The sequence below is a fragment of the Listeria ivanovii subsp. ivanovii genome, assembly GCF_900187025.1.
Lineage (GTDB): Bacteria > Bacillota > Bacilli > Lactobacillales > Listeriaceae > Listeria > Listeria ivanovii.
In genome coordinates, this window is sequence record NZ_LT906478.1 from 1,469,483 (window position 1) to 1,496,045 (window position 26,563).

General features: G+C 36.5%; 24 protein-coding genes, 1 pseudogene and 1 other annotated feature. Of the genes and pseudogenes, 2 read left to right on the forward strand and 23 right to left on the reverse strand.

The genetic code is table 11. From position 1 onward, the window contains the following. Positions 1-20: 20 nt before the first annotated feature. From CKV67_RS07265 to recO, 4 genes are all read right to left on the reverse strand, one after another. Complete coding sequence (locus CKV67_RS07265) at positions 21-845, reverse strand: pyruvate, water dikinase regulatory protein (protein WP_003719750.1); 825 nt, start codon at positions 843-845, stop codon at positions 21-23. Positions 846-879: 34 nt separating this feature from the next. Then, positions 880-2,946 carry a glycine--tRNA ligase subunit beta gene (glyS, locus tag CKV67_RS07270; RefSeq protein ID WP_014092832.1) on the reverse strand — a complete coding sequence of 689 codons (2,067 nt, stop codon included), beginning with the start codon at positions 2,944-2,946 and terminating at the stop codon, positions 880-882. Then, complete coding sequence (gene glyQ, locus CKV67_RS07275) at positions 2,939-3,829, reverse strand: glycine--tRNA ligase subunit alpha (protein WP_014092833.1); 891 nt, start codon at positions 3,827-3,829, stop codon at positions 2,939-2,941. Before glyQ ends, glyS begins: the two co-directional genes overlap by 8 nt. A 67-nt stretch (positions 3,830-3,896) precedes the next feature. Further along, positions 3,897-4,071, reverse strand: a binding site (T-box leader). Positions 4,072-4,111: 40 nt separating this feature from the next. Beyond that, the gene (gene recO, locus CKV67_RS07280) at positions 4,112-4,879 is read right to left on the reverse strand and encodes a DNA repair protein RecO (protein WP_014092834.1); all 768 of its coding nucleotides are present in this window, start codon (positions 4,877-4,879) and stop codon (positions 4,112-4,114) included. A gap of 136 nt (positions 4,880-5,015) precedes the next feature. Here recO and CKV67_RS07285 point away from each other — a divergent pair, with 136 nt between their 5' ends. Continuing rightward, positions 5,016-5,621, forward strand: coding sequence for a DUF4352 domain-containing protein (locus CKV67_RS07285; protein WP_014092835.1), 606 nt, complete (start codon positions 5,016-5,018; stop codon positions 5,619-5,621). A gap of 46 nt (positions 5,622-5,667) precedes the next feature. On the opposite strand, the gene era is transcribed toward CKV67_RS07285, so the two are convergent. The 17 genes and pseudogenes from era to lepA all read right to left on the reverse strand — a co-directional run bounded on the left by era (position 5,668) and on the right by lepA (position 22,640). Next, positions 5,668-6,573, reverse strand: a complete 906-nt coding sequence (era, locus tag CKV67_RS07290) for a GTPase Era (protein ID WP_003719755.1) — start codon at positions 6,571-6,573, stop codon at positions 5,668-5,670. Next, on the reverse strand, positions 6,570-6,965 hold the full coding sequence (locus CKV67_RS07295) for a cytidine deaminase (RefSeq protein WP_014092836.1): 396 nt from the start codon (positions 6,963-6,965) through the stop codon (positions 6,570-6,572). The genes era and CKV67_RS07295 overlap by 4 nt, the downstream gene beginning before the upstream one ends. Before the next feature lie 24 nt (positions 6,966-6,989). Then, the gene (locus CKV67_RS07300; RefSeq protein WP_014092837.1) at positions 6,990-7,385 is read right to left on the reverse strand and encodes a diacylglycerol kinase family protein; all 396 of its coding nucleotides are present in this window, start codon (positions 7,383-7,385) and stop codon (positions 6,990-6,992) included. Next, positions 7,363-7,848 (reverse strand): rRNA maturation RNase YbeY, encoded by a 486-nt coding sequence (gene ybeY / locus CKV67_RS07305; RefSeq protein WP_014092838.1) that lies wholly within the window; start codon positions 7,846-7,848, stop codon positions 7,363-7,365. The genes CKV67_RS07300 and ybeY overlap by 23 nt, the downstream gene beginning before the upstream one ends. Before the next feature lie 16 nt (positions 7,849-7,864). Further along, positions 7,865-10,021 carry an HD family phosphohydrolase gene (locus tag CKV67_RS07310; RefSeq protein ID WP_014092839.1) on the reverse strand — a complete coding sequence of 719 codons (2,157 nt, stop codon included), beginning with the start codon at positions 10,019-10,021 and terminating at the stop codon, positions 7,865-7,867. 15 nt (positions 10,022-10,036) lie between these two features. Continuing rightward, positions 10,037-10,996, reverse strand: a complete 960-nt coding sequence (locus CKV67_RS07315) for a PhoH family protein (RefSeq protein ID WP_014092840.1) — start codon at positions 10,994-10,996, stop codon at positions 10,037-10,039. Positions 10,997-11,183: 187 nt separating this feature from the next. Continuing rightward, a complete protein-coding gene (locus CKV67_RS07320; protein WP_014092841.1) occupies positions 11,184-11,630 on the reverse strand; it encodes a GatB/YqeY domain-containing protein in 447 nt (148 codons plus the stop codon). A gap of 19 nt (positions 11,631-11,649) precedes the next feature. Beyond that, complete coding sequence (rpsU, locus tag CKV67_RS07325) at positions 11,650-11,823, reverse strand: 30S ribosomal protein S21 (protein ID WP_003719762.1); 174 nt, start codon at positions 11,821-11,823, stop codon at positions 11,650-11,652. Between the two features lie 197 nt (positions 11,824-12,020). Continuing rightward, on the reverse strand, positions 12,021-12,788 hold the full coding sequence (locus CKV67_RS07330; RefSeq protein ID WP_014092842.1) for a 16S rRNA (uracil(1498)-N(3))-methyltransferase: 768 nt from the start codon (positions 12,786-12,788) through the stop codon (positions 12,021-12,023). Then, positions 12,789-13,733 carry a 50S ribosomal protein L11 methyltransferase gene (gene prmA, locus CKV67_RS07335; RefSeq protein ID WP_014092843.1) on the reverse strand — a complete coding sequence of 315 codons (945 nt, stop codon included), beginning with the start codon at positions 13,731-13,733 and terminating at the stop codon, positions 12,789-12,791. It abuts the gene before it with no gap. Between the two features lie 73 nt (positions 13,734-13,806). After that, positions 13,807-14,934 (reverse strand): molecular chaperone DnaJ, encoded by a 1,128-nt coding sequence (gene dnaJ, locus CKV67_RS07340; protein ID WP_014092844.1) that lies wholly within the window; start codon positions 14,932-14,934, stop codon positions 13,807-13,809. A gap of 141 nt (positions 14,935-15,075) precedes the next feature. After that, positions 15,076-16,917 (reverse strand): molecular chaperone DnaK, encoded by a 1,842-nt coding sequence (gene dnaK, locus CKV67_RS07345; RefSeq protein WP_014092845.1) that lies wholly within the window; start codon positions 16,915-16,917, stop codon positions 15,076-15,078. Positions 16,918-16,951: 34 nt separating this feature from the next. Then, positions 16,952-17,527 carry a nucleotide exchange factor GrpE gene (gene grpE, locus CKV67_RS07350; protein WP_014092846.1) on the reverse strand — a complete coding sequence of 192 codons (576 nt, stop codon included), beginning with the start codon at positions 17,525-17,527 and terminating at the stop codon, positions 16,952-16,954. A 41-nt stretch (positions 17,528-17,568) separates the two neighbouring features. Further along, positions 17,569-18,606, reverse strand: a complete 1,038-nt coding sequence (gene hrcA, locus CKV67_RS07355) for a heat-inducible transcriptional repressor HrcA (protein WP_025279939.1) — start codon at positions 18,604-18,606, stop codon at positions 17,569-17,571. 146 nt (positions 18,607-18,752) lie between these two features. Continuing rightward, a complete protein-coding gene (hemW, locus tag CKV67_RS07360) occupies positions 18,753-19,910 on the reverse strand; it encodes a radical SAM family heme chaperone HemW (RefSeq protein ID WP_014092848.1) in 1,158 nt (385 codons plus the stop codon). 112 nt (positions 19,911-20,022) lie between these two features. After that, a pseudogene (locus CKV67_RS14795) lies at positions 20,023-20,712 on the reverse strand (Rossmann-fold NAD(P)-binding domain-containing protein); the annotation flags it as partial. Positions 20,713-20,813: 101 nt separating this feature from the next. Continuing rightward, positions 20,814-22,640, reverse strand: coding sequence for a translation elongation factor 4 (lepA, locus tag CKV67_RS07375; RefSeq protein WP_014092849.1), 1,827 nt, complete (start codon positions 22,638-22,640; stop codon positions 20,814-20,816). Between the two features lie 244 nt (positions 22,641-22,884). Here lepA and rpsT point away from each other — a divergent pair, with 244 nt between their 5' ends. Continuing rightward, on the forward strand, positions 22,885-23,139 hold the full coding sequence (gene rpsT / locus CKV67_RS07380; RefSeq protein WP_003726526.1) for a 30S ribosomal protein S20: 255 nt from the start codon (positions 22,885-22,887) through the stop codon (positions 23,137-23,139). 86 nt (positions 23,140-23,225) lie between these two features. On the opposite strand, the gene holA is transcribed toward rpsT, so the two are convergent. Both holA and CKV67_RS07390 read right to left on the reverse strand, forming a co-directional pair. Further along, positions 23,226-24,257, reverse strand: coding sequence for a DNA polymerase III subunit delta (gene holA, locus CKV67_RS07385; RefSeq protein WP_025279942.1), 1,032 nt, complete (start codon positions 24,255-24,257; stop codon positions 23,226-23,228). A 69-nt stretch (positions 24,258-24,326) separates the two neighbouring features. Beyond that, positions 24,327-26,549, reverse strand: a complete 2,223-nt coding sequence (locus tag CKV67_RS07390) for a DNA internalization-related competence protein ComEC/Rec2 (RefSeq protein WP_309147460.1) — start codon at positions 26,547-26,549, stop codon at positions 24,327-24,329. Between the last annotated feature and the right edge of the window lie 14 nt (positions 26,550-26,563).

A 26,563-nucleotide genomic window follows, 5' to 3' on the forward strand; every position in this document is an offset into this window, starting at 1 on the left:
ACAAAAAGCAAAAGTCCTTCTTATAATTCTAAATTTTCGTCAACAATTTCACCGATGTGGATTAAAATCTCATTGGCAGTTTCTTCAATTGCTTTATTCGTCACATCTAGTACAAAGCAATTTAGTTTACTTGCAAGTTTGTTGAATATGGCTAGCTCTTCATCAATGCGTTGATTACTCGCATAAGTACCAGCTCCAGGCAACCCAATGGAGATTAATCTTTCTTGCCTAATCTTAGTTAACTTTTGTTTGCTAATTTTTAATCCGATAATTTTTTTAGGATCAATTTCGAATAACTCATCTGGAATTTGTGCTTCTGGGACGATAGGAATATTAACAATTTTTAACCCTTTCAGTGCTAAATATTGAGATAAAGGTGTTTTCGATGTTCTAGAAATACCAATTAAAACATAATCTGCTTGTAAAATACCTCGAGGATTACGACCATCATCATTTTCTACGGCAAATTCTATTGCTGCAACCTTATTAAAGTACGCTTCATCCATTGAACGAACTCGACCAGGTTCTGAAAGTGGTTTAATCTTGTATGTTTCCTCTAACTGATTCAAAAGTGGACCAAACAAGTCAATAATCGGCACCCCAAATGCTTGAGCTGTCTGGTTTAGCTCTTCTCGAACACTTTCTAAAACAATGGTATGCACGATAATGCCATTATTTACAGCTACCAAATCAACAATTTCTTCAATCATATGAGAAGAGTCAACATGGTGAAAGCGATGAATGAATTTGGGCGTTTGGCCAAATTGACTAAGTGCAGCTCTTGTCACCAGTTCGGCCGTTTCTCCTGTTGAATCGGAAACCACATATACGGCTGGTTGTGTCATACATACTTCCTCCTCTTTACTCGAAATCTTTTCTTTATTTTACATTAATTTCATCCATTTGAGCAAATTCTTTAATAAAACTTGCTAATTCAAAAAGTAAAGCTAGACGATTGTTTTTTAGTTCGAGATTGTCGCTCATAACCAGTGTATTATCGAAATAATCATCAATGGTTGTTCTAAGTCCTGCAAATGCTTTCAGGCGTTCCACAATCGTTAAACTAGCATAATCGTATTTTAGTTTTTCTAATTTATCAAACAAGGCATGTTCGTATTCGTTTTCGAATAAAGCTGGATCAACTTCGACTCCTTCTTCGTATTTTTTTGAAATGTTCATAACACGAGTTAGTGCTTCAATGGTTGGGCGGAACCAATCAGATTCTACGTGTTTATTTAAAATTTGTGCACGGTCGACCAGTTGCGGTATAACATTAGGATCCCCGCCGATAACAGCATCAATAATATCGTGACGAATGTGATGATTTTGTAAAACAACCCGCAAACGATTTTTCAAGAATGTCTGCACTTCTTTTTTCACATCATCACTAGGAAGTTCCACCGCACCTTCTGCTCTTTCCATATCAACAATACGGGAAATAAGTTCAAGTACTGGAATATCCCAACCATTTGCCTGGATAATACGCATTGCACCAAAAGCACTGCGTCGTAAACCAAATGGATCAGCAGAACCAGTTGGAACGATATTTACACAGAAGAAGCCAACTAATGTTTCTAATTTATCTGCAATCGCAATAAGCGAGCCTAAATCTGTTTGTGGCAATTCACCTTCCGCGGAATTTGGCAGATAGTGCTCACGAATAGCCGTTGCAATCGCTCGTTTTTCGCCTTGTAATAAAGCATATTTCTCTCCCATTAAACCTTGTAATTCTGGGAACTCGCCCACAACATTTGTCACTAAATCAAATTTGTAAATATCTGTTAAACGAATAATATCTTCCTTATCTTCGTCTTTCCAATCTAAATAGTCAGCAAGCATCAACGCAACTTTTTGAACCCGTTTCATTTTTTCTGTTAACGTTCCTAATTTTTCATGGAACACAATGTTCGGAAGTTTAGCTACAGCCTCATCAATGGTCATTTTTAAATCTTCTTGATAAAAGAAATCTGCATCAGATAAACGAGCACGTAAAACTTTTTCATTTCCGCGAGCAACCGTTTCTAGGTTCTCATGATTCCCGTTTCTAACCGTTACAAAATGTGGCAACAATTTATCATCTTGATTGAAAACTGGGAAGTAACGTTGATGTTCTTTCATTGTTGTAATTAATATTTCTTCGGGTAATTCTAAATAAATTTCTTCAAAATTGCCCGCTAAAACAGTCGGATATTCTACTAAATTAGTTACTTCTTCTAGTAAATCAGCATCTTCTTTGATTTGCCAATTTTCTAATGCTGCTAGTTCTTTCAATTGTCCTGCAATCGCTTCTTTTCGTTCTATTGCATCCACCACAACAAATTGTTCTAATAACGCATGTTGATAGTCGCTAGGTTGCTTGATCGTAGCCGTTTCCCCAAGGAAGCGATGACCACGAGACATGTTACTCGTCACTACTCCAGTAATCTCAAATGGGATTACTTCTGTTCCGAACATCGCGATTAACCATTTAATTGGGCGAATATAGCGTAAGTCGTTGCTACCCCAATGCATACTCACTGGGAAAGTCATGCTTGTTACTACTTTTTGAAGCTGTGGTAGCAAGGCTGTTGTTTTTTCACCAATTACTTCTTTTTTTATATAAATATATTCCACGCCTTTAATTTCACGGAATGTTAAATCAGCTGGATCGATACTTTGACTTCTAGCAAAACCTAATGCAGCTTTTGACCAATTACCTTCTTCGTCCAAGGCGATTTTCTTTGCTGGACCTTTTGCTTCTTCCACACGATTAGCTTGTTCTTCTGCCATATTCTCCACAAGAACAGTGAGGCGTCTTGGTGTCGAAAAAGTTTTAATCTCGGAAAAAGTAATTTGATTTTCATGAAGCCAATCCGTCATTCTTTTTTTCAATTGTTCTACGGAGCTTGTCACATACTGCGCCGGCATTTCTTCTAAACCAATTTCTAATAAAAAATCTTTACTCATGACGTTTTCCTCCCTCTTCTTTGACTAATGGGAAGCCAAGTTTTTCGCGTGATTCATAAAATGTTTTTGCGATACGTCTTGCTAAGTTTCTAATTCGGCCAATATATTGTGCCCGTTCTGTAACAGAAACAACACCGCGTGCGTCAAGCAAGTTAAATGTATGAGAACATTTTAAAACGTAATCATAGGCTGGGAAAACAAGTCCTTCTTGCATTTGTCGAGCTGCTTCTCTTTCATACGTATCAAATAAGGTCAATAACATATCCGTGTTGGATGTTTCAAAAGCATATTTAGAGTTCTCAAATTCTGCTTGGAAAAAGATATCTTGGTAACTAATGCCTTCTGTCCATTCTAAATCAAACACATTTTCTTTATCTTGAATATAGCTGGCTAAACGTTCCACTCCGTAAGTGATTTCAGAGGTAACCGGGAAACATTCCAAGCCGCCTACTTGTTGGAAGTAAGTGAACTGAGTTATTTCCATCCCATCCAACCAAACTTCCCATCCAAGTCCAGCACAACCAAGTGAAGGGTTTTCCCAGTTATCTTCTACGAAACGAATATCGTGTTCTAATGGGTTAATTCCAAGTTTTTCTAAAGAACCAAGGTAAAGTTCTTGAATATTATCAGGAGAAGGTTTCATCACCACTTGGAATTGATGGTGTTGGAATAAACGGTTTGGATTTTCACCATAACGACCATCTGCCGGACGACGAGAAGGCTCGACGTATCCTGCTTTCCATGGTTCTGGTCCAATGGCTTTTAAAAACGTATAAGGGCTCATTGTTCCGGCACCTTTTTCCACATCATACGATTGCAACATAATACAACCTTGTTCAGACCAATAATCTTGCAGTGTTCTAATCATTGTTTGTAAATTCATTTCTTCCACCTCCAAAGTTAATTCAGACAATATAAAAACTCTCGTCTCTATATGCTGATTTAAAGCATATAGGGACGAGAGTTATCTCGCGGTTCCACCCTATTTGGAATTCAAACAATTCCCACCTTGATTTCGCTGTACTCCAGAACGCCTTCACAAAAAGATAACTACTCGGCTTACACCAAAACCCGAATTCGCTTAAAATAGAGCTTTTTGTTACTATTTTCCTTCAACGTACCTATTAGTTGATATATTAAAAGATACTGTATTTTGGTCAAAAAGTCAATCATCACTTTCTTTTTTTAACATGTTTTCCCATTTATCCATATCACGTAAAAATTTACGGCTTTTTAGATATAGGCCAGAATACTCATCGTAATACGTATCGATCGCTTTTTGTAACCATTCTTTTGTTTTTGGTTTTACATCGATGTTGCCTAATCTATCTAATTGGAAGATGAAAAATAATCGAAGTAATTTCACGACATTTTCTGGTAAGTGCATGCGGTAGCGGTCTTTGTCATAACAACGATGACAGATAATCCCATTACTCCCTGTAGAAAAGTCAAAATGACCAGTCGTTTCTCCACAAATAGCACATTTATCCATCGTTGGGTAAAGTCCTAGTACTGGTAACATTTTCATTTCAAAAATTTGTGTCAAGATTTGGGGATCATACCCTTCATCAATATTCCGCAAAATTTGAAAAGTTAACTCATATAAATACGGATTGGGTTGTCGTTCTTCAGTAGCTTTATCAAGTAATTCGCATACATAGGTTGCATATGCCGTCATAAAAATATCTTGTTGTATAGAAGAGAAATTTTCAATAACCTCTCCTTGTTGCAGTGTTCCTAGTCCGTTCCCACCAAAAAAAGTAAAGTAACCACTTGTAAATAATTGGGTTACTGCTGCTAGTCTGCTTTTCGTTTTTTTCGCACCGCGAGCCACCACACCAATTTTTCCGAATTCACGCGTATACATACGAACAATTTTATCTGATTCTCGGTAACTAGTTTGGCGTATCACGATTCCCTCGCATTTTTCCATGTGGCGATCCTCCCTTTGCATTCATTTTATTATAGCATTTTCTAAAGGATTGTGTCTTTTAATTTATTGCTATCTTTCCGCCGTCTGCTATTGTAAAATAAAGATAAAAGGCTAGTTAGAAAGGAATTTGTTAGCTATGAATCTTTTACTTATACTTGTTGGATTCTTTTTACTTACATTCATAGGTCTCATTGTAGGAATTGTGCTACTTATTGTAAGGAAAGAAAAATGGGCCGGAATTATTGTTGCCGGATTATCACTTGGAATTGGCTTTTATATTATACTAGGCGGTTTGAACTTAGTTACCACTAGCCTTCTACAAAGCTTTAGCAATCCATTTGCGTTTACTTCTGACTTTGGTAATTCTGATAGCTATTCCGATGATTACACGGATGACTTTGATGATGACTACATCGATGTGAAATACGGCCAGACAGTGACGATGGATGATGAAAGTACTGTGATAATCAACAAACCAGTAATGTACCGCGAAAAAGCAGATTATGATATTTATTCTGTTAATGTGAAAGTGAAAAATTCGGGAGCAGAAGAAATTATTTTCTCTTCAGAAGATGTGCTACTTTATGATCATGCAGATGATGATTATGGAGAAGAAATTACAGAAAAAGCGTTTTCAGGAATTATTAAACCTGGCGAAACGAAAGAATTAACGCTTTTCTATAAAGTCTATAATTTTGGACCATATGATGTGGAATATGATAACTATAACTGGACAGAGTAACTAAAAACATCCCGTACACAAAGTGATTTGTATATGGGATGTTTTTTTAATATTCTTCTCTATCGAAACCATAATCATGTAAATAATGTTCTTTATCGCGCCAGTTCTTCTGTACTTTTACCCAAATTTCTAAAAATACTTTGGAACCAAGTAAACTTTCGATTTCTTTTCTTGCACGCATCCCAATTTGTTTTAGCATTTGCCCTTGTTTACCGATAATAATCCCTTTTTGCGTACTTCTCTCGACAATAATCGTCGCGTTAATGGTTAGTTTTTCTGTTTTAGGATTTTTTTCAATACCTTCGATAACAACTGCAACGGAATGCGGAACTTCTTCTCTTGTTAATTGCAATACTTGTTCACGAATTAATTCAGAAATGATAAAACGTTCTGGGTGGTCGGTAATTTGGTCTTTTGGATAATACATTGGTCCAATTTCTAGATTTGCATTGGTTTGATCTAACAAATTAGGAACATTGTTACCTTGAAGTGCTGAAATCGGAATAATTTCTTCAAAATCCAGTAATTCCCGGTACTGCTCGATTAGTTTAAATAATTCTTCAGGAGAAATTAAATCGATTTTGTTTATTAATAGAAATACTGGAGTTTGGACATTTTTTAGTTTTTCAATAATAAATTCGTCTCCACGACCAAAGCCAGTAGAAGCATCAATTACAAAATAAATTAAATCTACTTCTTGGAAAGTATTTAAGGCGATTTTTACCATGAAATCGCCTAATTTATGCTTTGGCTTATGTATTCCTGGTGTATCGATAAAGATAATTTGTGATTCATCTGTTGTATAAACACCTTGTACTTTGTTTCTAGTAGTTTGGGCTTTATCGCTCATAATCGCAATTTTTTGACCGATAATATGATTTAACAAAGTTGATTTCCCAACATTAGGTCGCCCAACAATAGCTACAAATCCTGATTTAAATGGTTCGCTCATAACATATCCTCCGATGTGAATGCGCCTGGTAAAAGATCTTTCACCGTTACCGTCGCTGTTTTTCCTGTTAAGTTGGTTAAAATTACTGGCATGTCTGGTGCACAAAATTCACTAATGACTTGTCTACAAGCTCCACACGGGGAAACAGGCCCTTCCGTATCTGCCACAACAACCAATTGCTTAAAATCACGTTTCCCTTCTGATACTGCTTTAAAAATAGCTGTTCGTTCGGCACAATTGGTTAAACCAAAAGACGCATTTTCTATGTTGCATCCAAGCACGACTTCATCATCTGCCGTAACGAGAGCGGCTCCAACTGGAAATTTGGAGTAAGGAACATAAGCAAATTCTCTAGCTTGTTTAGCGAGTGAGACAAAATTACTTTCTTTCATTGAGCAAGTCACAATCCCTTCTTTTTATAAAAACATCTGACAAAAATATGGTATGAATATAATTAAACCAATAATGCTTGCTACAAAGGCTGCAAGTAAGACTGCGCCAGCCGCTACATCCTTGGCTTTTTTCGCTTCATCAATGTATTGCTCTGTAGCGACATCTACTGCTCTTTCTATCGCTGTATTGACCATCTCAAGTGTTAATACACCAAATATGGAAAGAATTAACAAGATCCACTCTGATTTAGTAACATGAAAAAAGAAGCCACAAATGACAACAGCAAGTGCTGCAAATGTATGAAAACGCATATTCCGTTCTTCTAAAAAAGCCGTTTTTAAACCTGTGAATGCATGCTGAAATGATTCTGTATAGTTTTTACTACGTTTATACTTTCTATCTTTCAAGTCCATAAGCATCCAACACTTCTTTTTGTAAGCCAAACATAATCTTTTCTTCGTCTGGATCCATGTGATCATATCCAAGCAAGTGTAGTAAACCATGAACTGCTAGAAACCCCAGCTCTCTTGCTTTTGTATGCCCATAATCTTTTGCTTGTTCTTCTGCTTTTTCAGTGGAAATAATAATATCTCCAAGCATTTTAGGTGTTTCTAAATCAAAATCGGCCCAGTCTATTTCCGTTTCCCCTTCGCCAAGTTCTTCTAGCGCAAAAGAAATAACATCCGTTGCTTGATCTTTATTTCGATAGTCGCGATTGATTTCTCGAATACCTTCGTTGGTCGTAAAAGTTAAGGAAAGTTCTGTTCCTTTATCCATTTTTAAATAATCTGCCGCAAATTGCAAAATATTTTCTACTAGTTTTTTGTCTTCTGTTGGGAGTTCTTTTGTTTCATCTATTAAATCGATTTCTAAGACTGTCATTTTTTGCCCTCCTCTTTCAATCTTTATCATCTGGATATTGAATTCGTTGATGATATATCCCGTTCAATGTGGTAATTAATGTATCACGAATGGTTTTAATTTCTTTTATAGTAATGTCACATTCTGTAAATTGCCCATCAAGAAAACGGTCTTTAATAATGCCATCAATAATTTCTGTTATTTTGGCCATAGTTGGCTCTGCGGCAGATCGCACTGCTGCTTCAACGCTGTCAGATATATTGATTATCGCGATTTCTTTTGTTTGTGGTTTTGGACCGCTATAACGATAATCACTTTCTTTTATGTCTGGATTCGTTTCTTTCGATTTATAGTAAAAATATTTGAGCAATGTCGTACCATGGTGCTGCAAGGCGATATCGATAATTGGTTGCGGCATGTGATTTTCTTTTAGAATCTCTGCCCCGTCTTTTGTATGCGAAAGAATTATATCACGACTTTGCTCTGGTGTCAGCCTATCGTGCGGATTAATTCCTTGTAATTGATTCTCTACAAAGTATGGCGGCCGTAATGTTTTACCAATGTCATGATAAAAGCAACCAACACGTACGAGCAAACTGTTTGCACCGATTTTATCTGCACACGCTTCCGCTAAATTAGCTACCATCATACTGTGGTGATAAGTTCCTGGAGCTTTCATTAAGATTTTTTTTAGTAATGGATGATTTGGATTAGCAAGTTCAACCAAACGACTTGTAGTTAATAGTCCAAAGATTGTTTCAAATAAAGGAATAAGCCCGATACCTAAAATAAATGCGCCAAATCCTCCAACAAAGGCATAACCGAGAGACATCACGGTTGAAAATTGGAAGATAGTGTTGTTGTTAATGAGTAAAAGCATAAACACATAACCCATATTAATTAAACCAACCATAAATCCAGAAAATACGATAGCAGAACGTCTACTGTAGTCACGCAATGCTACCACACTTGTTATCCCACTTAATAAAATAAAAATAGTTATTCCGCTAGTGGAATCGCTTTGGAAAACAAAAAGGCTTGTTGCTGCCATATAGACAACACTTAAAAAGGCATATTTTTCGTTCAGCAAAATTTTCAGAATCATTGGAGCAAAAGCCGCGGGGAAGAGATAAGAAATATTAGATATTCCCTGCGTTTCTAAGAATAATATAATCATTAACATGACAAGTGATGTCAAATAAACCGAGGAAAAAATAAGCATTGTCTGCATTTTCTTTTCTTTTGGTTGTGTTTGTTTTTTGGTGTAGAGAAATAGGATTGCGGCGAGTGCAATAATAAACACTGCAAAACCAGCATATTGTTTTACAGGCATTTTTTGATCCAACAAGTGCAGCATGTTTAATTGGCGATAAGTTTCTCTATCGACAATTTGCCCCTCTTGCACAATCACTTGGCCTTGCAAAATTTTCACTGGTACAACAGCTTGTGCTGCTTCTTTACGTCTGTCTTCTGTCTGTTCTTCACTATAAGTTTCATTTGGCACAATAGCATAAGAAACTAATGCCTTGGATACATTTTTGTAGTAAGAAGGAATCGCAGAAAGTTCAATATCATCACGTGCTCTAATTTTAGCAGCATTTAGATTTTCCTCACGAATGTTGTCTTCCATTGTTTTGGCTACTTCTGTCGTAATAACTTCTTCCATGGTATTAAAGTCTTTACTGTCCGCTTCAAGCAATGTTGTAAATATCTCATCTGAAATATTTGACGTAATTTTTTCAGAAACGTTGCTAGACAGCTTTGTTTTCAAGCTTTTTAGTTTGGCTTCTGTAGTAGTTGGGGCTGGGACAGGTTTGTTTTCTTTTTCTGCCTTTGCTTTATTTTTCGCGTCCGTTTCTTTAGCTTCCGTATTTACTTCATTGACATAAGCAAATAAACTTTTGACGAGAGCTACTCGATTTTGTCCTGTTTCACGATTATATACATAAACATCTTCCACATCAGCACTAGCTTTAGCGCGTTCTTCTTTTGTTTTTTCTGTATCTTCTACGGTTTGCGGAGAACGAATTGTTTTCTCAGCAACTTGGAATAACTTCACGTTATAAGATTCTGGTTTGGTCATTTGGCAGACAAGAAAGTACGCTATGACAGCAAAACAAATCAGGAGTACTGGGAAAAGGTATTTTTTCCCACTTTCGATGTACCAATTTCTCCATTTCTTGGTTAGCTTCACACCTTAGTCTCCTCTCTAATTTTGTTTCCCTTCATAAGCTTTAATAATTTCAGCAACAAGAGGGTGTCTGACTACATCGTGGTGTTCAAAATAAACAAAACCGATATCTTTTACATCTTTTAAAACTTGTTCTGCATTAACCAGACCACTCGTTGCACCTTTTGGCAAATCAATTTGTGTCATGTCTCCGTTGACAATCATTTTGGAATCATAGCCAAGGCGTGTTAAAAACATTTTCATTTGAGCGATAGTCGTATTTTGTGCTTCATCAAGAATAACAAATGCATGATCCAGCGTACGACCTCTCATATAAGCTAGAGGAGCTATCTCAATCACGCCTCTATCCATTAACCTTGTTGTATGCTCCGTACCAAAAATATCGTATAGCGCGTCGTATACAGGGCGTAAATAAGGATCTACTTTTTCTTTTAAGTCACCAGGTAAAAATCCTAAGCTTTCACCGGCTTCAACGGCAGGTCTAGTTAAAATAATCTTACTGACATTTCCTTTTTTCCAAGCATCCACTGCCATAACAACAGCTAAATACGTTTTCCCAGTTCCAGCTGGTCCAACGCCAAAAACAATATCGTGTTTTTTTATCATTTGGATATAAGTTCTTTGCCCGAAAGTTTTTGGTCTAATGGGTGTTCCTTTAGCATTCTTGGTGATTTCTTCTTCAAATAGTGTATGGAAGTAAATCAGCGTCCCATTTTTTTGCATTTTTACGGCTTGAGCGATATCGCGCCCATCGATATGAATGCCTCTTTTTACAGTCAAGATAAGTTCTGCTAAAACTGCAGTAGTATGCTGAACAGCTTCTTCATCGCCGGTAACAGACAATACTTCTCCCCGTGTAATAATTTTCACTTGAAGCAATTCTTCTAAAAGTTCAATATTCTTATTGTTATTGCCGAATAAATCTTGGATATTTGTATCATCCGTTAATTCGACTATTTCATTAAATTCATTTAGCATTGGCTAACCCCTTCACCTGTTATAAGTGCCTTGATTAGTTATATTATACACGAAACTAGCGTAGTTGAAAAACGAAGCGGTAGTAATAGGTCAATTCTTCCTGAAATAAGCATAAAAAAACAGGATTTCTTCATAAAAATACGAAGGAACCCTGTTTCTTTACGTTTCAAAACTAGATTGAATTAGTTTATGAAAGATATTTTTTTACGAATTGGTTAACTGCACCGCCGTCAGCTTTGCCTTTTACTTTAGGCATGATAGCGGACATTACTTTGCCGAAATCAGCTTTACTAGATGCGCCAACTTCTTCGATAGTTGCTTTCACAATATTCTCAAGCTCTTCAGGAGTCAATTGTTTTGGCGCATAGTCCTCAACAATGACAATCTCGGAACGGACTTTATCAGAAAGGTCGTTACGTCCAGCTTTTTCAAATTCAGACAGAGAATCTCTGCGCTGTTTGAGTTCGCGGGAAATCACGGTTACTTCATCATCCGGAGTAAGATCTTTCACACCTTGGTGAATTGCTTCGTTTTGTAAAGCTGCTTTTAACATGCGAATAACGGAAAGTTTTTCTTTCTCTTTATCGCGCATCGCTTGCTTCATATCTTCATTTAACTTGTCAAGCAGTGTCAACGAAATCATCGCCTTTTAATTAGAATTTGCGTTTTCTTGCTGCTTCGGATTTTTTCTTACGTTTTACGCTTGGTTTTTCATAAAATTCGCGCTTTCTGGATTCTTGCAAAGTTCCACTTTTGGAAACAGTACGTTTAAAGCGACGAAGAGCATCTTCAAGCGATTCGTTTTTACGAACTACTGTTTTTGACATCTCTCTTTCCCTCCCTCCGGCACTTACATGCACTCACTTAAATCCTTCATTTAAGTTCCAGAATAGGACATAACGGAAAATAAATTATGAATTATTCTGAAGTAATGCAGATAAGCATTCACTCATTAAAAATTATATACGAAACATCGGGCATCGTCAACATGAAATCGTTAACTTTCGCATAAAACTTTTAAATGTTAACTGTTTTTATTTTTATAGAGATCAAAAAAGAATGATGCGGCAGATAAAACGTAAAGTGGAGCTGTTTCTGTTCTTAAAATTCTTGGTCCAAGTCCAGCAAGTTTTACCCTTTTTTCTTGCATGAAAAGTAGCTCTTTTTCACTAATGCCGCCTTCTGGGCCAAAAATGAATAGGACTGACTGATTAGGTGTAACTTCATTAAATAAAGTGGAGAGCGTACTGTCTTCCCCTTCTCTAGCACTTTCTTCGTAAGCGACAACAATATAATCAAAAGGGTCACTATTTAATAGTAGTTCTTTCAAACTGTTAGCAAAACGGACTTCAGGAATGACTGTTCGATGCGATTGTTCTGCAGCTTCTTGTGCAATTTTTTGAAGTCGCTCGATTTTTTTAGCTACTTTTTTTTCGTCCCATTTTACTACAGATCGCTCTGCTTTAAAAGGAACAAATGCATAAGCGCCAAGTTCCGTGCTTTTTTGAACGATGAATTCAAGCTTATCACCTTTTGGTAAACCACTTGCGATAGTCATTTGAATTGGTAACTCTGTCGTTTCATCAAGCCACTCGACAAGGCTTAATTGTACTTCTTTTTCGCTAGTACTTGTTATTTCAGCTATGGCTGTTTGCTTGTTCGAAAAAACAAGATAAACTTGGTCGTTAGGTTTCATGCGCATCACACGAGTTATGTGGTGAAAGTTTTCTCCAGTGATTTGAATTTGTTCTGAATCATTTTCTAACACTTGATTAATAAAATAACGCTGCATTTATTCCACTCCTCGTTTGGAAATAATCGCAACCCAATCCCCTTGTTGCTCGATTTTTTCAATAATGAGTCCAGCGTTTTTTAGCGCTTCTTCAACTATCTTCGCTTTCTCTTGGATAATTCCGGATGCAATAAATATACCATCTGGTTTAAGTGCCGCATAGACATCTTCTGGGAAAAGTAAAATAACTTCCGCTAAAATATTCGCGACAATGATATCGATGTTTGTTTGATTGATATCTTGAAGCAAGTTATTTTGTTTTACCGTGACAATAGTATCTGTTTTATTTAAACGAATATTTTCTTCTGCGGCGCGAATAGCTACTTCATCCCAATCCGTTGCTAGAATGGATTTAGCCCCCAGTTTAGCACTTGCAATGCTCAAGACTCCAGAACCAGTCCCAACATCAATTAATCGGTCTCCCGGTTGCAGATAGTCGCTTAGTGCCCGGATGCATAATTGTGTTGTCGGATGGGTGCCGGTTCCAAAAGCCATTCCTGGGTCTAGTTCGATAATGATTTCATTTGCTGATGGTGTATAGGATTCCCAACTAGGAACAATCGTAATTCTGTCAGTAATTTGGACTGGATGATAATATTTTTTCCAAGCTGTAGCCCACTCTTCGTCATCTACATCATTGACAACAAATTGGAATTTACCAAGTGGAATATCGAATGTAGTAAGATTCTTTATTGTTTTTTCGATTTCTGGGATTTGCTTGATAAATTCGGTTGTTTTCAAGAAGTAGGCTTTAATAATCACACCATCTTCTGGATAGTCTTCTCGTTTTAATGCATAGATTTCACCAAACTTATCTTCTCGTTCACGTAAAAAATCGGCTACATCTTCAATGGATACGCCTGCTGCACCGAATTCCGTAAGTACATTTGCGACAGGTTCCACTGCTTCATTGGTTGTATGGACTTCCACTTCTGACCATTCCATTTTTAACACTCCTTTAGTATGTAGAAAAGGTCGATGGTTGCTTTTCGCACAACTATCGACCTCTCCTCACTCATCAATCGCCTTTAAAAGCTCGTTTCATTTTGTCAAAGAAACCGGATGTTTGCTCATCTACTTTGTCTCCAGTAGTAGAAGCAAATTCACGTAAAATTTCTTTTTGTTTGTCATCTAGTTTTTTCGGTACAATCACTTTCACGATAACATGTTGATCACCTGTTCCGTTACCACGAAGATGCGGAACTCCTTTACCACGCAAGCGGAAAGTGGTTCCTGTTTGTGTTCCACTAGGGATTTTCAAGCGTACTTTGCCATGAACTGTTGGAACATCAATCTCATCACCTAAAGTAGCTTGGACGAAAGTGATTGGTACTTCCACATAAATATCGTCTGCTTCTCGTTCGAAAAACTCATCTGGGATAACGACAAATACAACATATAAGTCGCCACTAGGTCCGCCGTTGATACCAGCTTCTCCTTCACCAGATACGCGCATTTGTTGGCCATCGTTCACACCAGCAGGTACTTTCACTTTAATTTTCTTCGTTTTAGTTACGCGACCTTTACCATGACATGTCGCACATTTTTCTTTAATTTCTTTACCAGTACCATTACAGTATTGACATGTCCGTTTGTTTACTACACGACCAAATGGCGTGTTTTGTTCCACATTGATAGAACCTTTACCACCACAGTGGCTACATTTTTCTGGTGTAGTTCCTGGTTTTGCCCCTGACCCGTGACAAGTATCACAGTTTTCTTCACGCGGAATTTCGATTTCTGCGTCTTTACCAAAAACTGCTTCTTTGAACTTAAGGCGCATCGTATATTGTAAATCGCTACCTTGTCTTGGTGCATTTGGATCTTGTTGACGTCCACCGCCACCAAAAAATGTATCAAAGATGTCTTCAAATCCAGAGAACCCGCCACTGCTGTAACCGCCAGCGCCGCCTCCGAAACCTTGATTTGGGTCGACATGACCGTATTGATCATATTGCGCGCGTTTTTGTGTGTCGCTTAAAATTTCATAGGCTTCAGATATTTCTTTGAATTTTTCATCTGCACCGGCTTCTTTATTTATATCCGGATGATACTGCTTGGACAGTTTCCGGTAAGCTTTTTTTATTTCGTCTGCTGAGGCACTCTTGGAAATACCAAGCACTTCATAGTAATCTCGTTTTGCCATCCGCCATCACTCCTGTCCATAATAGATTTTTATAGTCCTAAAGTATTGTAACACTTGAAAGTCATGTTGTAAAAAGTTTATTTCAGATAAAAAGCCAAAGCCACAGTAGACTTTGACTCTTTAACTAGCTTTTTTAAAAGATTATTTGCTTTCTTTATCGTCGTCATTTACTTCTTCAAATTCCGCATCCACTACATCGTCATTTTTAGGAGCTTCTTGACCATCTTCGCCAGCAGCTGCTTGTTGTTCTGCGGCAGCTTGTTCATATAATTTAACGGATAAGTTTTGAACGATTTCGTTTAAGCTATCTGTTTTTTCTTTGATTGCTTCGAAATCTTCACCTTTAAGCGCTTCTTGTAATTCATCACGTGCAGCTTCTGCTTTTTTCACTTCATCTTCGTCTACTTTGCCTTCTAATTCTTTCAATGTTTTATCAACAGTGAATACTAATTGGTCAGCATTGTTGCGAAGTTCAGCGTTTTCTTTGTTCTTTTTATCTTCTTCTGCGTTAGCTTCTGCATCTTGAACCATTTTTTCGATTTCTTCATCTGTTAAACCTGAAGAAGATTTAATCACGATATTTTGTTCTTTACCAGTTCCAAGATCTTTCGCGCGAACGGTTACGATACCATTTTTGTCGATATCAAAGGATACTTCGATTTGAGGAATTCCGCGTGGTGCTGCTGGAATGTCTGCTAATTGGAAACGACCTAATGTTTTATTGTCTTTTGCCATTGGACGTTCACCTTGAAGCACATGGATATCTACTGCTGGTTGGTTATCAGCTGCCGTAGAGAATGTTTGTGATTTAGAAGTTGGAATAGTTGTATTGCGTTCGATTAGTGTAGTCATCACGCCACCCATTGTTTCGATACCAAGGGAAAGTGGAGTAACGTCAAGTAGTACAACGTCTTTCACATCACCAGTGATAACACCACCTTGAATTGCAGCACCCATTGCTACAACTTCATCTGGATTTACACCTTTATGTGGTTCTTTGCCTAATTCTTTTTTAATTGTTTCTTGAACTGCTGGAATACGAGTAGATCCACCAACTAAGATAACTTGGTCAATATCGCTAGCAGAAAGGTTAGCATCTTTTAAAGCTTGACGAGTAGGAGCGATTGTACGTTCCACTAAATCATGTGTTAGTTCATCAAATTTCGCACGAGTAAGCGTAACTTCTAAGTGAAGTGGTCCAGCTTCTCCTGCTGTAATAAATGGTAGGGAAATTTGTGTGCTTGTTACGCCAGAAAGATCTTTTTTCGCTTTTTCAGCAGCATCTTTTAAACGTTGAAGCGCCATTTTGTCTTGGCTTAAATCAATACCATTGTCTTTTTTAAATTCAGCAACTAGGTAGTCAATGATTTTTTTATCGAAGTCATCTCCACCTAATTCATTATCGCCGGCAGTAGAATGTACTTCAAATACGCCGTCGCCTAATTCTAAGATAGATACGTCAAATGTACCGCCACCAAGGTCGAATACAAGGATTGTTTGGTCTGTTTCTGTTTTATCCATACCATAAGCAAGTGCTGCTGCTGTAGGTTCGTTAATAATACGTTCTACTTCTAAGCCAGCGATTTTACCAGCGTCTTTTGTTGCTTGACGTTGTGCATCGTTGAAGTATGCAGGAACAGTGATAACCGCTTTGTCTACTGTTTCACCAAGATAATCTTCTGCATAGCTTTTTAGATATTGAAGAATAATCGCACTAATTTCTTGTGGAGAATAGTCTTTTCCTTCGATTGTTTCTTTGTAGTTAGTACCCATGTGGCGTTTAATGGAACTAATAGTATTTGGGTTTGTAATAGCAGCACGTTTCGCTACTTCCCCTACTTGACGTTCGCCATTTTTAAAGCCAACAACAGAAGGTGTTGTACGTGCGCCTTCTGGATTAGGGATAATTTTTGCTTCTCCGCCTTCTAATACTGCGACTGCAGAGTTTGTTGTTCCTAAGTCAATTCCGATAATTTTACTCATTGTTATTTCCTCCTGTGAATTAAGTTATTATTTTTTATTGATTTACTTTTACCATGGACGGGCGAATAACGCGATCTTTTAATTTGTAACCTTTTTGAAGCTCAGCCGTAATTTCATTGCTTGCTGCACTTTCATCGCTATCTTGCATAACTGCTTGATGGAGATTCGGGTCAAATTGCTCTCCAACAGCTGGAATTACTTCGATACCTTCTTTTTCAAAAGCAACAAGAATTTGGTTGTAAACCATTTCCATTCCTTTTAAAATCTGCTTGACTTCTTCTTGTTCCGCTTTTGTTGCAAGTGCTTTTTCAAAACTGTCTAGAGCTGGAAGTAAATCTTGCGCTAAACTTTGTGAACGATACTTTTGCTTAGCATCAAGTTCAGCTGTATGTCTTTTTTTGACATTATCAAAATCTGCTTGCGTTCGCAGATAACGATTCTCCATCTCATCAAGTTTGTTCTCAAGTTCCAAAATTTTCGCTTGATCTTCGGTTAAAGAATTCTCTTCCTCTACTTCTTCAGCTGAGTCATCTGATTCTGTTAAAACATCTAATTCTTCTTGTTCGATTTCGTCAGCTAGTTTTTCTTTTTTATTTTTTTTCTCAGACACGATTGCCACCTCCTGAAAAAACGTTTGCTTTTTCAGCCTTCCTATTTTTGGTTATCACGATAAAGTTTCGTTAACACATCGGTTAAATCTCTGCTCATTACATCAACTAATCCCATCATCCGACTGTATTCCATTCTAGTCGGACCAAGGAGGACAATGCCACCGACACGCTCCCCAGCAATATTGTAAGTTGCGGTAATGATACTACAATCTTCCATTAGACTATTATTGTTTTCTCGGCCAATCTTCACTTGTAAGCCATCTGGAATATCTCTGAATAGCTCATAAACATCTTGTTCTTCTTCCATCAAACGCAGCATCTCACGGACTTTATTAATGTCATGAAATTCTGGTTGATTGAAAATATTTGTTTTCCCACCAATATACACTTTTTGTTGACTTGCTTGTGCGAAAGAATCGGAAAAAACATGCATAAAACTTTCATAGTTTCTTACGTGTTTTTCAAGTAATTCTTTCACTTCCATTGGTATTTGTACTTTTAAATCATCCAGCGAAAGCCCAACCAATCGTTCATTTAAGATGTTTACCATACGTTCAATATCTGATAGCGTCGTGCCCTCAGGTATTGTAACGAGATGGTTATCAACATGTCCTTGATCAGTTATTAAAATGAGCATTGCTTGAAATTGATTTATTGGTACAAATCTAAAGCCGCTTAAATGATTTTTCGTCGCTTCAGGGCCAAGTAAAATGGACGTGTAATTAGTTAAATCGGATAACATCGATGCTGAATTTTGGATAAGCCCTTCCATCTCGTAATAGTTTTCCGAAAAAAAAGAACGAATCATTTGCCTGTCAGATTTATCTAGCTTTTTAGGCTTGAGTAGATAATCGACATAAAAGCGATAACCTTTTTCTGAGGGGACACGTCCTGAGGAAGAATGTGTTTTTTCAATAAAACCATATTCTTCTAAAACACCCATCTCGTTTCGGATAGTCGCTGAGCTGTATGGTAACGACTTCTCTTTCAGCAAATTTTTCGAACCAACTGGCTGAATAGTCCAAGTGAAATGATCGATGATGGCACGGAAAATAAAAAGTTGTCTTTCTGTTAACATATCTATCACCTCTTTTAGCACTCAATAACGTCAAGTGCTAAATACAAGTATAAATTTACCAAACAATTCTAGCTTAGTCAACCGAAAACACTCAATTTCAGACTAAAGTAGGATTGTTTGGTCAAAAATGGTCAGATGATGCGTTTTTACAGAAATTCTTGGAAAACATTATTCCCTAAAAATCGTCCATTTCTCGTAAGTGCCACATTTTCCCCGTTATTTTCTAGCCACCCTTTTGCTGTTGTTTTTTGAATTGCTTTTGAAAAAGCAGCCTCTAAATCTTGGCCAAATTTTTGTCGAAAAGCCGTTTTGTCGACACCGTTTACTTTTCTAAGGCCTAAAAACATTTCTTCTTCCATCTTTTCTTTCAATGTTAATTCTTTTTGTTGAAAAACTGGTAATTTATTTTCTTGTAGCGGTTCCATATATTTTTTAATCGGACCAAAGTTACTGTAACGAGTGTTTCCAATGTATCCATGCGCTCCGGCTCCGAATCCGTAATAACGCTCATTACTCCAATAAGTCATATTATGTTTACTCTCATATCCTTCTTTGGCAAAATTACTTATTTCATATTGCTTACGACCATGCTTTTCCATTTCATTCAAGAGTAAATCATACATATTTGCTTCCGCGTCTTGCCCGGGAAGAAAAAGTTTTCCTTTTTGCATCAAATTGTAAAAAATTGTTTTTGGTTCAATAATAAGTGAATAAGCGGAATAATGTGGCAAATTCAAGGTCAAAGCTTGACTCAAAGTATCTTTGAAATCAGCTTCGGTTTGTCCTGGTAAACTAAAAATCAAATCAATGCTGACATTTTCAAATCCTACTGTTCTCATATTTTCTACGGATTGATACACATCTTTGACCGTGTGAATCCGGCCGATTTTTTTGAGTAAGTCATTATTAAAGCTTTGTACTCCCATGCTGATTCGATTAACACCATAATCTTTCATCGTTTGCAATTTACTAATCGAAAGGTCTCCTGGATTTGCTTCAAAGGAGAATTCTGCCTCTTTCTTTAATGGGAAAATTTCTTGAACCGCTGTACAAAGTTTGGCAATTTGTGCTTCGTTTAATGTAGTAGGTGTCCCCCCACCAACAAAAACGGTGTCTACTGGTTCAGTGCCTGTTTTATTTACAGTTAACTTCATTTCTTTTATAAGTAAATCAACATATTCATCGACAGGTTGTCCTTCGAGAAATACTTTATTAAAGTCACAGTAATAGCAAATATGTTCACAGAAAGGAATGTGAATATATATTGCTGATGAACTATTACTTGATTGGTTTTCGTTTATCATTTTTATCAATTCCTTTAAAGTCATAATCCGTACATTTTTATCTGAAAAACAGCTCGGATGTCCACTAGACAGTTTAACATATTTTCATCTACTTATGTGTAGGATTATGCTTTTAATCTAACAAACCATACTTTACCAAACTATCGCTCGCAGCAAGAACGCTCTCTTCTTTTATTGCAATCTGTGTCCAGCCTAATACTTCTTTTGCTTTTGAATTGTTAACATGACGGTTCATATGGAGAAGAAATTCCCCTTATTTCGCCTACTTGTTAAAGAGCGCCACTACTTTAATTGCGAAATTTGGTAATGCTTTCTTAGGCATTTTTGCGATAAGATTTGGTCGTTTTTGGCGGAGTAATTCTGCAATGTCTGCCATCGAAATTACTCCGTCAGCAGATGCGATAAATCTATCTTCATTTGCTTCAGGAGTAGTTATTGCGCAAATATGCAGGTCAACCACATTGAGTGGAATATCAATGACGAGTTTCATTGATTCATTTAATAAACCTGTTAATCAGTTAACGCTTCCAGATACATGATTACTTTGAGCAAGTCCAAAAATAGCTACTGGATTAATCGTCACAAATTCTAATCCTGTTTCTCCTTCCATAAATTGCCATGCTGCTTTTTCAACTAGAAGTTTAGATTTTTCATATGCAGATAAACCTTTCCTATTTTCCTCGGTCGTTATTGTCATCTTATCCATAGTACTAAAACCAACCGCACCAAAATTAGATGTCATCACCAACCGTTTTATGTTCCCCTTTTTGGCAACTGTTAAAATCCGAGTAATCCCTTCCATATGTAAGTATGGAAAAGAAAAGCAACTCTTTATTAAATCCAAATTAAAAAAGGGTTGTATCTTGAGAAATTAAACTCGAGATACAACCCTTTTTAGATTCATTATTTTGTTTCATCCATTTTCAAGATTGCCATGAAGGCTTCTTGTGGAACTTCCACAGATCCGATTTGTTTCATTCGTTTTTTACCTTCTTTTTGTTTTTCAAGCAGTTTTCGTTTACGCGATACATCCCCACCATAACATTTCGCAAGTACGTTTTTTCGGAGTGCTTTGATAGTGGAACGAGAAACTATTTTGGTTGCAATTGCTGCTTGAATAGGAACTTCAAACTGTTGTCTTGGGATAAGTTCTTTTAATTTTTCTACGATGATTTTCCCACGTTCGTAGGCAAAATCACGATGAACGATAAAGCTTAATGCATCGACTTTTTCAGCATTTAGAAGAATATCCATTTTTACAAGTTTCGAAGCTTTATAGCCAATTAACTCATAATCAAAGGAAGCATACCCTTTGGTAGAGGATTTTAATTGATCGAAAAAGTCATAAACAATTTCGGATAACGGGATTTCATAAACAATACTTACCCGAATGTCATCTAAATATTCCATCGTAATAAAATTCCCGCGTTTGTTTTGCGCAAGTTCCATAACTGCACCAACATAATCATTAGGTACCATTACAGTTGCTTTTACATATGGTTCTTCCACGCTTTCGATTACGCCTGGTTCAGGCATTTCAGCTGGGTTATCGACAATGATATTCGATCCATCTGTTAGATTCACGTGATAAATAACACTAGGCGCAGTTGTAATTAAATCGATATTAAATTCGCGTTCGATTCGTTCTTGGATGATTTCCATATGTAGTAATCCTAAGAAACCACAACGGAACCCAAATCCTAAAGCTTGAGAAGTCTCTGCTTCAAATTGTAAAGCCGAGTCATTCAATTCTAGTTTTTCAAGTGCATCACGAAGATCATTGTATTTAGATGAATCAATTGGATACAGTCCACAATAAACCATTGGATTGAGCTTACGGTAACCATCTAATGCTTCTTCTGCAGGATTATTAGCGAGAGTAATGGTATCACCAACACGCGTATCTCCTACGTTTTTAATTGCAGCGGTTAAGTAACCAACATCCCCAACAAGTAATTCATCTTGTGGCGTGGCTTTTGGCGAGAATACGCCTACTTCTGTCACTTCAAATTCTTTCCCATTGGACATCATTTTGATTCTGTCGCCAGCTTTTACGACACCATCCATAATTCGAATGTTCGCAATAACCCCACGATAGGCATCGAACACAGAGTCAAAAATAAGTGCTTTTAGTGGTTTAGTAACATCTCCAGTTGGTTCTGGAACTTTTTCAACGATTTGTTCGAGAATATCTTCAATTCCGATTCCTGATTTTGCGGATGCAAGAACAGCGTCAGATGCGTCAAGACCAATCACGTCTTCAATTTCTTCACGGACTCTTTCTGGATCTGCGGCAGGTAAATCAATCTTATTAATGACTGGTAAAATCTCTAAGTCGTTGTCTAGTGCTAAATAAACATTTGCGAGTGTCTGCGCTTCAATACCTTGTGCAGCATCTACAACAAGAATAGCACCTTCACAAGCAGCTAAACTTCGAGATACTTCATACGTAAAATCGACATGCCCTGGTGTATCAATCAGATGAAAAATATATGTTTCTCCGTCTTTTGCTTTATATTTTAGTTGTACAGCATTTAATTTAATGGTTATCCCGCGTTCACGTTCTAAATCCATCGAATCTAGTAGCTGATTTTTCATTTCACGATGCGTTAAAGCACCAGTTTTTTCTAGAATCCGATCGGCGAGTGTAGATTTACCATGATCTATATGCGCGATAATCGAAAAGTTTCTAATTTTCTTTTGTCTTGCATTCATTTCTTCTTTGTTCATTTCCCCAGCTCCTGATTAGAACTCATCGCATAAATCCGATGGCAAGCTATCCTTGATTATATCAGTAGAACGCTTAACATTCAATGACTTCTTTATTGTTTACAGATAAATTTAAAATAAAATGGAAAGTATTATTGCAATATTGCTGTGATTTCGGTATAATAGCATTTGTTCTGATATAATTTAAAAAGGTATGTTATATGAAATAAATACTACCTCATTAGTTTGGACGGAGGTGAATGGAATGCCAAATATTAAATCTGCAATTAAACGTGTAAAAACTGCTGAAACTCGTAACAGCCGTAATGCATCTCAACGTTCTGCAATGCGTACTGCTATCAAGAAATTTGATGAAGCAGCTGCAAACAACGCGGACAACGCGAAAGATCTTTACGTAGAAGCATCAAAAAAATTAGATAGCGCTGTGAGCAAAGGATTGATTCATAAAAATAATGCTGCTCGCAACAAATCTCGCTTAGCTGCTAAATTAGCTAAATAATACCGATTCCGGTATAAAACATCACACCTTGTGTGGTGTTTTTTATTTTTTAAATAAGCTTTGTCTGCATTAAACAAAGCTTATTTTCATACCGTCTTTTGTCGATTGTCTTGTAATTCAAACAAAAACCACTCTAGTTTTTGTTCTTTATCGCCAAAACCAGTTTTCATTTCATAATCTATTTCAGCTAATCGTTTTAATGCTTGATTTAGTTGGCTTTCTGAAAAGTTCTTCGCTTGTTTAGAAGCTAGTTTAATTCGAAATGGATGCACTTTCAGCTTGGTGACAGCTTGTTGCTGTGAATACCCTTGCTGTTCTAGTAATTTTAATTGGTTTAATAGTCTAAACTGACTAGAAATTAATGCTAGAATTTTGATAGGCTCTTCTTTTTGTTTTAATAAATCATAATAAATTCGAAGTGCACCAGCAATATCCATCGCAATCATTTTGTCTAGTAACAAGAAAATATTTTGTTCTAATGATCGAACAACTAAAGATTCTACATCTTGAATCGTGATTTCTTTCGTTTCAAAGCAATATAGCATTAATTTTTGCAATTCATTCATCGCGGTTGTAAGTTGACCACTTGTTAATTCAGTAAGCCGCGTAATTGCCGCTTGGGACATTTGCATATTGTTCTCACTTAATTTAGTGCCAATCCACTTCTTTAGTTCACTTTCATTAGGTCTTTTTGCTTCAATTATCGTAGCCGTTTTTTTGAGGAGTTTAGTGAGTTTTTTTCGCTCATCCAACTTCTCGACATGTGCCACAAAGCATAGCACTGAATAGTCAACTGGTTCATTTAGATATGCTTCTAGTTTAACTGTGTCGTGTTCCACTTTATTTTTGCTTTTTTCTGATGTTAAAAAAATCGGGTTGTTTGCCATTACTAAGCGTTTGTCACCAAAAAACGGCATACTTTCCGCTTCTTGCACAATTGCTTCTATTGGTATTTCTTCTAAATCAAGATTTGCATAATTAAATTCTACTTCTTCCCCGGCTAAAATATTATCTATTAAAAGTTGTTTTGTTTCGTTAATAATATAATCTTCTGTACCAATGATTAAATATACTGGGCTGATTTTCTTTGAACGAATCTGTTTCCATTCTGGTAGCATCTATTTCGCCTCACTTCATTCTTATTTCTCTTTCTCTATGGTAAAACATGAAATAAGAGATAGCAAGTTTTATTTAAATGTGGTTCGAAACCCTGCTCCAAACGTATAGTTGATTTCACCGCTCAGATCTGTTCTTATAATAGTGACATTTCTATCCTCTAATGTTTTTATTGTTTCTTCATGAGGATGTCCAAATTGATTTTCGACTCCACATGAAATGATGGCAAATTTTGGTGTCACTTTTTGGATGAATTCTTTTGAGCTGGAGGTTTTACTGCCATGATGACCAACTTTTAAAATATCTGCTTGGATTGGCTTATCTAAAATTGCTCGTTCCCCACTCGATTCTAAATCTCCTGTAAAAAGCCATATTTTATTGTCCAAATTTGCTTTTAATACAATAGAATCATCATTGCCTCCATTGCCTGATTGCTCTGGATATAAGCATTCAAAAGTACTATTACCAACTTGCCACTTAGCTCCTGCTAAAATGATTGTTCGCTTTACTTCTGGCATCACTTTAAGTGTTTGTTTCATTATCGTTTTATTTTCTGCACCTTTAGCAAAAATCAGTTCTTTAATCGTGATATTTTTTTGTAAGTCATCTAAACCTTCCATATGATCCGCATCACTATGTGTAATTATTACCTTATCTAGTGTGCGAATTCCTTTAGATTTTAATACTGGTGTTAGCGTACTCCCTCCAACAGTATAAGGCTTCTTCTTTATCGCCCATGATTCTTTGGAAAATGGTAACTGTCCACCAGTGTCAATTAAATAGTTTCCTTGGTTATAAGGTAATTGAATTAAAATACTGTCACCTTGCCCTACGTCAATAAAACTGACTTTTCCGGTAAAATTGAAACTTGATAGATAACAGAGACAACAAAAGCCAATAAATAAACCAATCGGAAAAGATTTCTTTTGCCATCGATAAAAAAAGAGAAGTATAGTGATAATTAATAGAACGAACATAACTGTTGTTGGCCTACCAGTTATTATGGTTTGATATGGGATTTTTGCTAACAAATCTGTTAAACTCTCTATTACTTGAATAAAAATAGTAAGTGCTTTTTCTGGGATTATGATTAACTTGGAAGATATTAATGATAATAAAAAAATGAGAAAACATCCTGGCAAGATAATCATTGCAAAAATTGGTACATAGAGCAAATTAAAGAAAATGCCTACCCAAGAGAATGAATAGAAATGATACATCATAACAACGGAAGACATCATAGTAGATATAAAGGAAATGGCCAGTGACTTAGCTAGCGGATGCTGCTGTCTTCTTAAAAGCTGGCGCGAAGATAAAATAATTCCAAAAGATACGGCAAAAGAAAGTTGAAATCCAACTTCATATATAATGTAAGGTTGTAAAAAGAAAAACAAAATAAACGATAAACAAATAACAGAAAATGAACTCCATCTACTAGAAATCCTTTCTGAAAGCAAAAGTAAGCCAGTCATTGTGGCTGCTCGAATAACGGGTGCATTTGCCCCTGTTAAAACAACATAGAATGGTAAAAAAATAAGCAGAAACAAAATGGCTCGCTCTCTAATTATACCAACTCTTAGAAATAAAAAGTAAATTGCTCCAATAAGTAAATTAACATGAAGCCCTGAGATTGCTAACAAGTGAACAACACCCATTTGTTGATATGCCTCATACATATCTGTATCGAAACCATTTTTATCACCAGCGATTAGAGCTAGAAAATAAGGATTTATTTCTGAGGAAATTTGCTCCGTTAGATGATTAACTAAACGTAGACGGACATTTTGGATGCGCATTAATATGGATGGCGAAGTTGGCTTAGACACATGAAGCGTAGCAGCTTGGAGAAGATAGTTCATGTTTTTGTGCTGAAGGTAATCTTTGTAATTAAATTGGTTTTGATTTCGGTTAACGGAAGGTTCTTCTAAGCTACCATTTATAGATACAAATTGCCCATACACAAGATTTTTCAAACGCTTTTGTTCTTCTTCTGTAGGGATTTTATAAGTTAATTGGAATTTCTCTTTCTCGCAACGAACCACTGCTTGAAAACTGTCTCCATCGACTTTTAGATCATTAATTAATTGACAGTTTCCGCTAAATTCTCCTGCAGTATGAGAAGATTCATTCATCTTATCAACTAAAAATAAAAAGCAACTTGTAAAAAGATAGACGAGGATAAAAAGAAAAAGAAGTTTGGATTTCTTTCTAAAAGCAAAAATCAGGAGCAAACAGATACACATGGGAACGAAAGAGCCGACAAAAGTGGTGCAGATAATAGCTAAAATAACAATAGCCAAATAGCGCT

Excerpts from the sequence above, each read along its gene's own strand:
- CKV67_RS07265 (WP_003719750.1), bottom strand. The coding sequence starts at position 845 with ATGACACAACCAGCCGTATATGTGGTTTCCGATTCAACAGGAGAAACG.
- recO (WP_014092834.1), bottom strand. The coding sequence starts at position 4,879 with ATGGAAAAATGCGAGGGAATCGTGATACGCCAAACTAGTTACCGAGAA.
- era (WP_003719755.1), bottom strand. The coding sequence starts at position 6,573 with ATGAGCGAACCATTTAAATCAGGATTTGTAGCTATTGTTGGGCGACCT.
- rpsT (WP_003726526.1), top strand. The coding sequence starts at position 22,885 with ATGCCAAATATTAAATCTGCAATTAAACGTGTAAAAACTGCTGAAACT.
- lepA (WP_014092849.1), bottom strand. The coding sequence starts at position 22,640 with ATGAACAAAGAAGAAATGAATGCAAGACAAAAGAAAATTAGAAACTTT.
- CKV67_RS07295 (WP_014092836.1), bottom strand. The coding sequence starts at position 6,965 with ATGAAAGAAAGTAATTTTGTCTCACTCGCTAAACAAGCTAGAGAATTT.
- prmA (WP_014092843.1), bottom strand. The coding sequence starts at position 13,733 with ATGGAATGGTCAGAAGTGGAAGTCCATACAACCAATGAAGCAGTGGAA.
- hrcA (WP_025279939.1), bottom strand. The coding sequence starts at position 18,606 with ATGTTAACAGAAAGACAACTTTTTATTTTCCGTGCCATCATCGATCAT.
- CKV67_RS07300 (WP_014092837.1), bottom strand. The coding sequence starts at position 7,385 with ATGCTTATGGACTTGAAAGATAGAAAGTATAAACGTAGTAAAAACTAT.
- hemW (WP_014092848.1), bottom strand. The coding sequence starts at position 19,910 with ATGATAAACGAAAACCAATCAAGTAATAGTTCATCAGCAATATATATT.
- ybeY (WP_014092838.1), bottom strand. The coding sequence starts at position 7,848 with ATGACAGTCTTAGAAATCGATTTAATAGATGAAACAAAAGAACTCCCA.
- CKV67_RS07330 (WP_014092842.1), bottom strand. The coding sequence starts at position 12,788 with ATGCAGCGTTATTTTATTAATCAAGTGTTAGAAAATGATTCAGAACAA.
- rpsU (WP_003719762.1), bottom strand. The coding sequence starts at position 11,823 with ATGTCAAAAACAGTAGTTCGTAAAAACGAATCGCTTGAAGATGCTCTT.
- dnaK (WP_014092845.1), bottom strand. The coding sequence starts at position 16,917 with ATGAGTAAAATTATCGGAATTGACTTAGGAACAACAAACTCTGCAGTC.
- CKV67_RS07315 (WP_014092840.1), bottom strand. The coding sequence starts at position 10,996 with ATGCTAAATGAATTTAATGAAATAGTCGAATTAACGGATGATACAAAT.
- holA (WP_025279942.1), bottom strand. The coding sequence starts at position 24,257 with ATGCTACCAGAATGGAAACAGATTCGTTCAAAGAAAATCAGCCCAGTA.
- glyQ (WP_014092833.1), bottom strand. The coding sequence starts at position 3,829 with ATGAATTTACAAACAATGATTAGAACACTGCAAGATTATTGGTCTGAA.
- glyS (WP_014092832.1), bottom strand. The coding sequence starts at position 2,946 with ATGAGTAAAGATTTTTTATTAGAAATTGGTTTAGAAGAAATGCCGGCG.
- CKV67_RS07285 (WP_014092835.1), top strand. The coding sequence starts at position 5,016 with ATGAATCTTTTACTTATACTTGTTGGATTCTTTTTACTTACATTCATA.
- dnaJ (WP_014092844.1), bottom strand. The coding sequence starts at position 14,934 with ATGGCAAAACGAGATTACTATGAAGTGCTTGGTATTTCCAAGAGTGCC.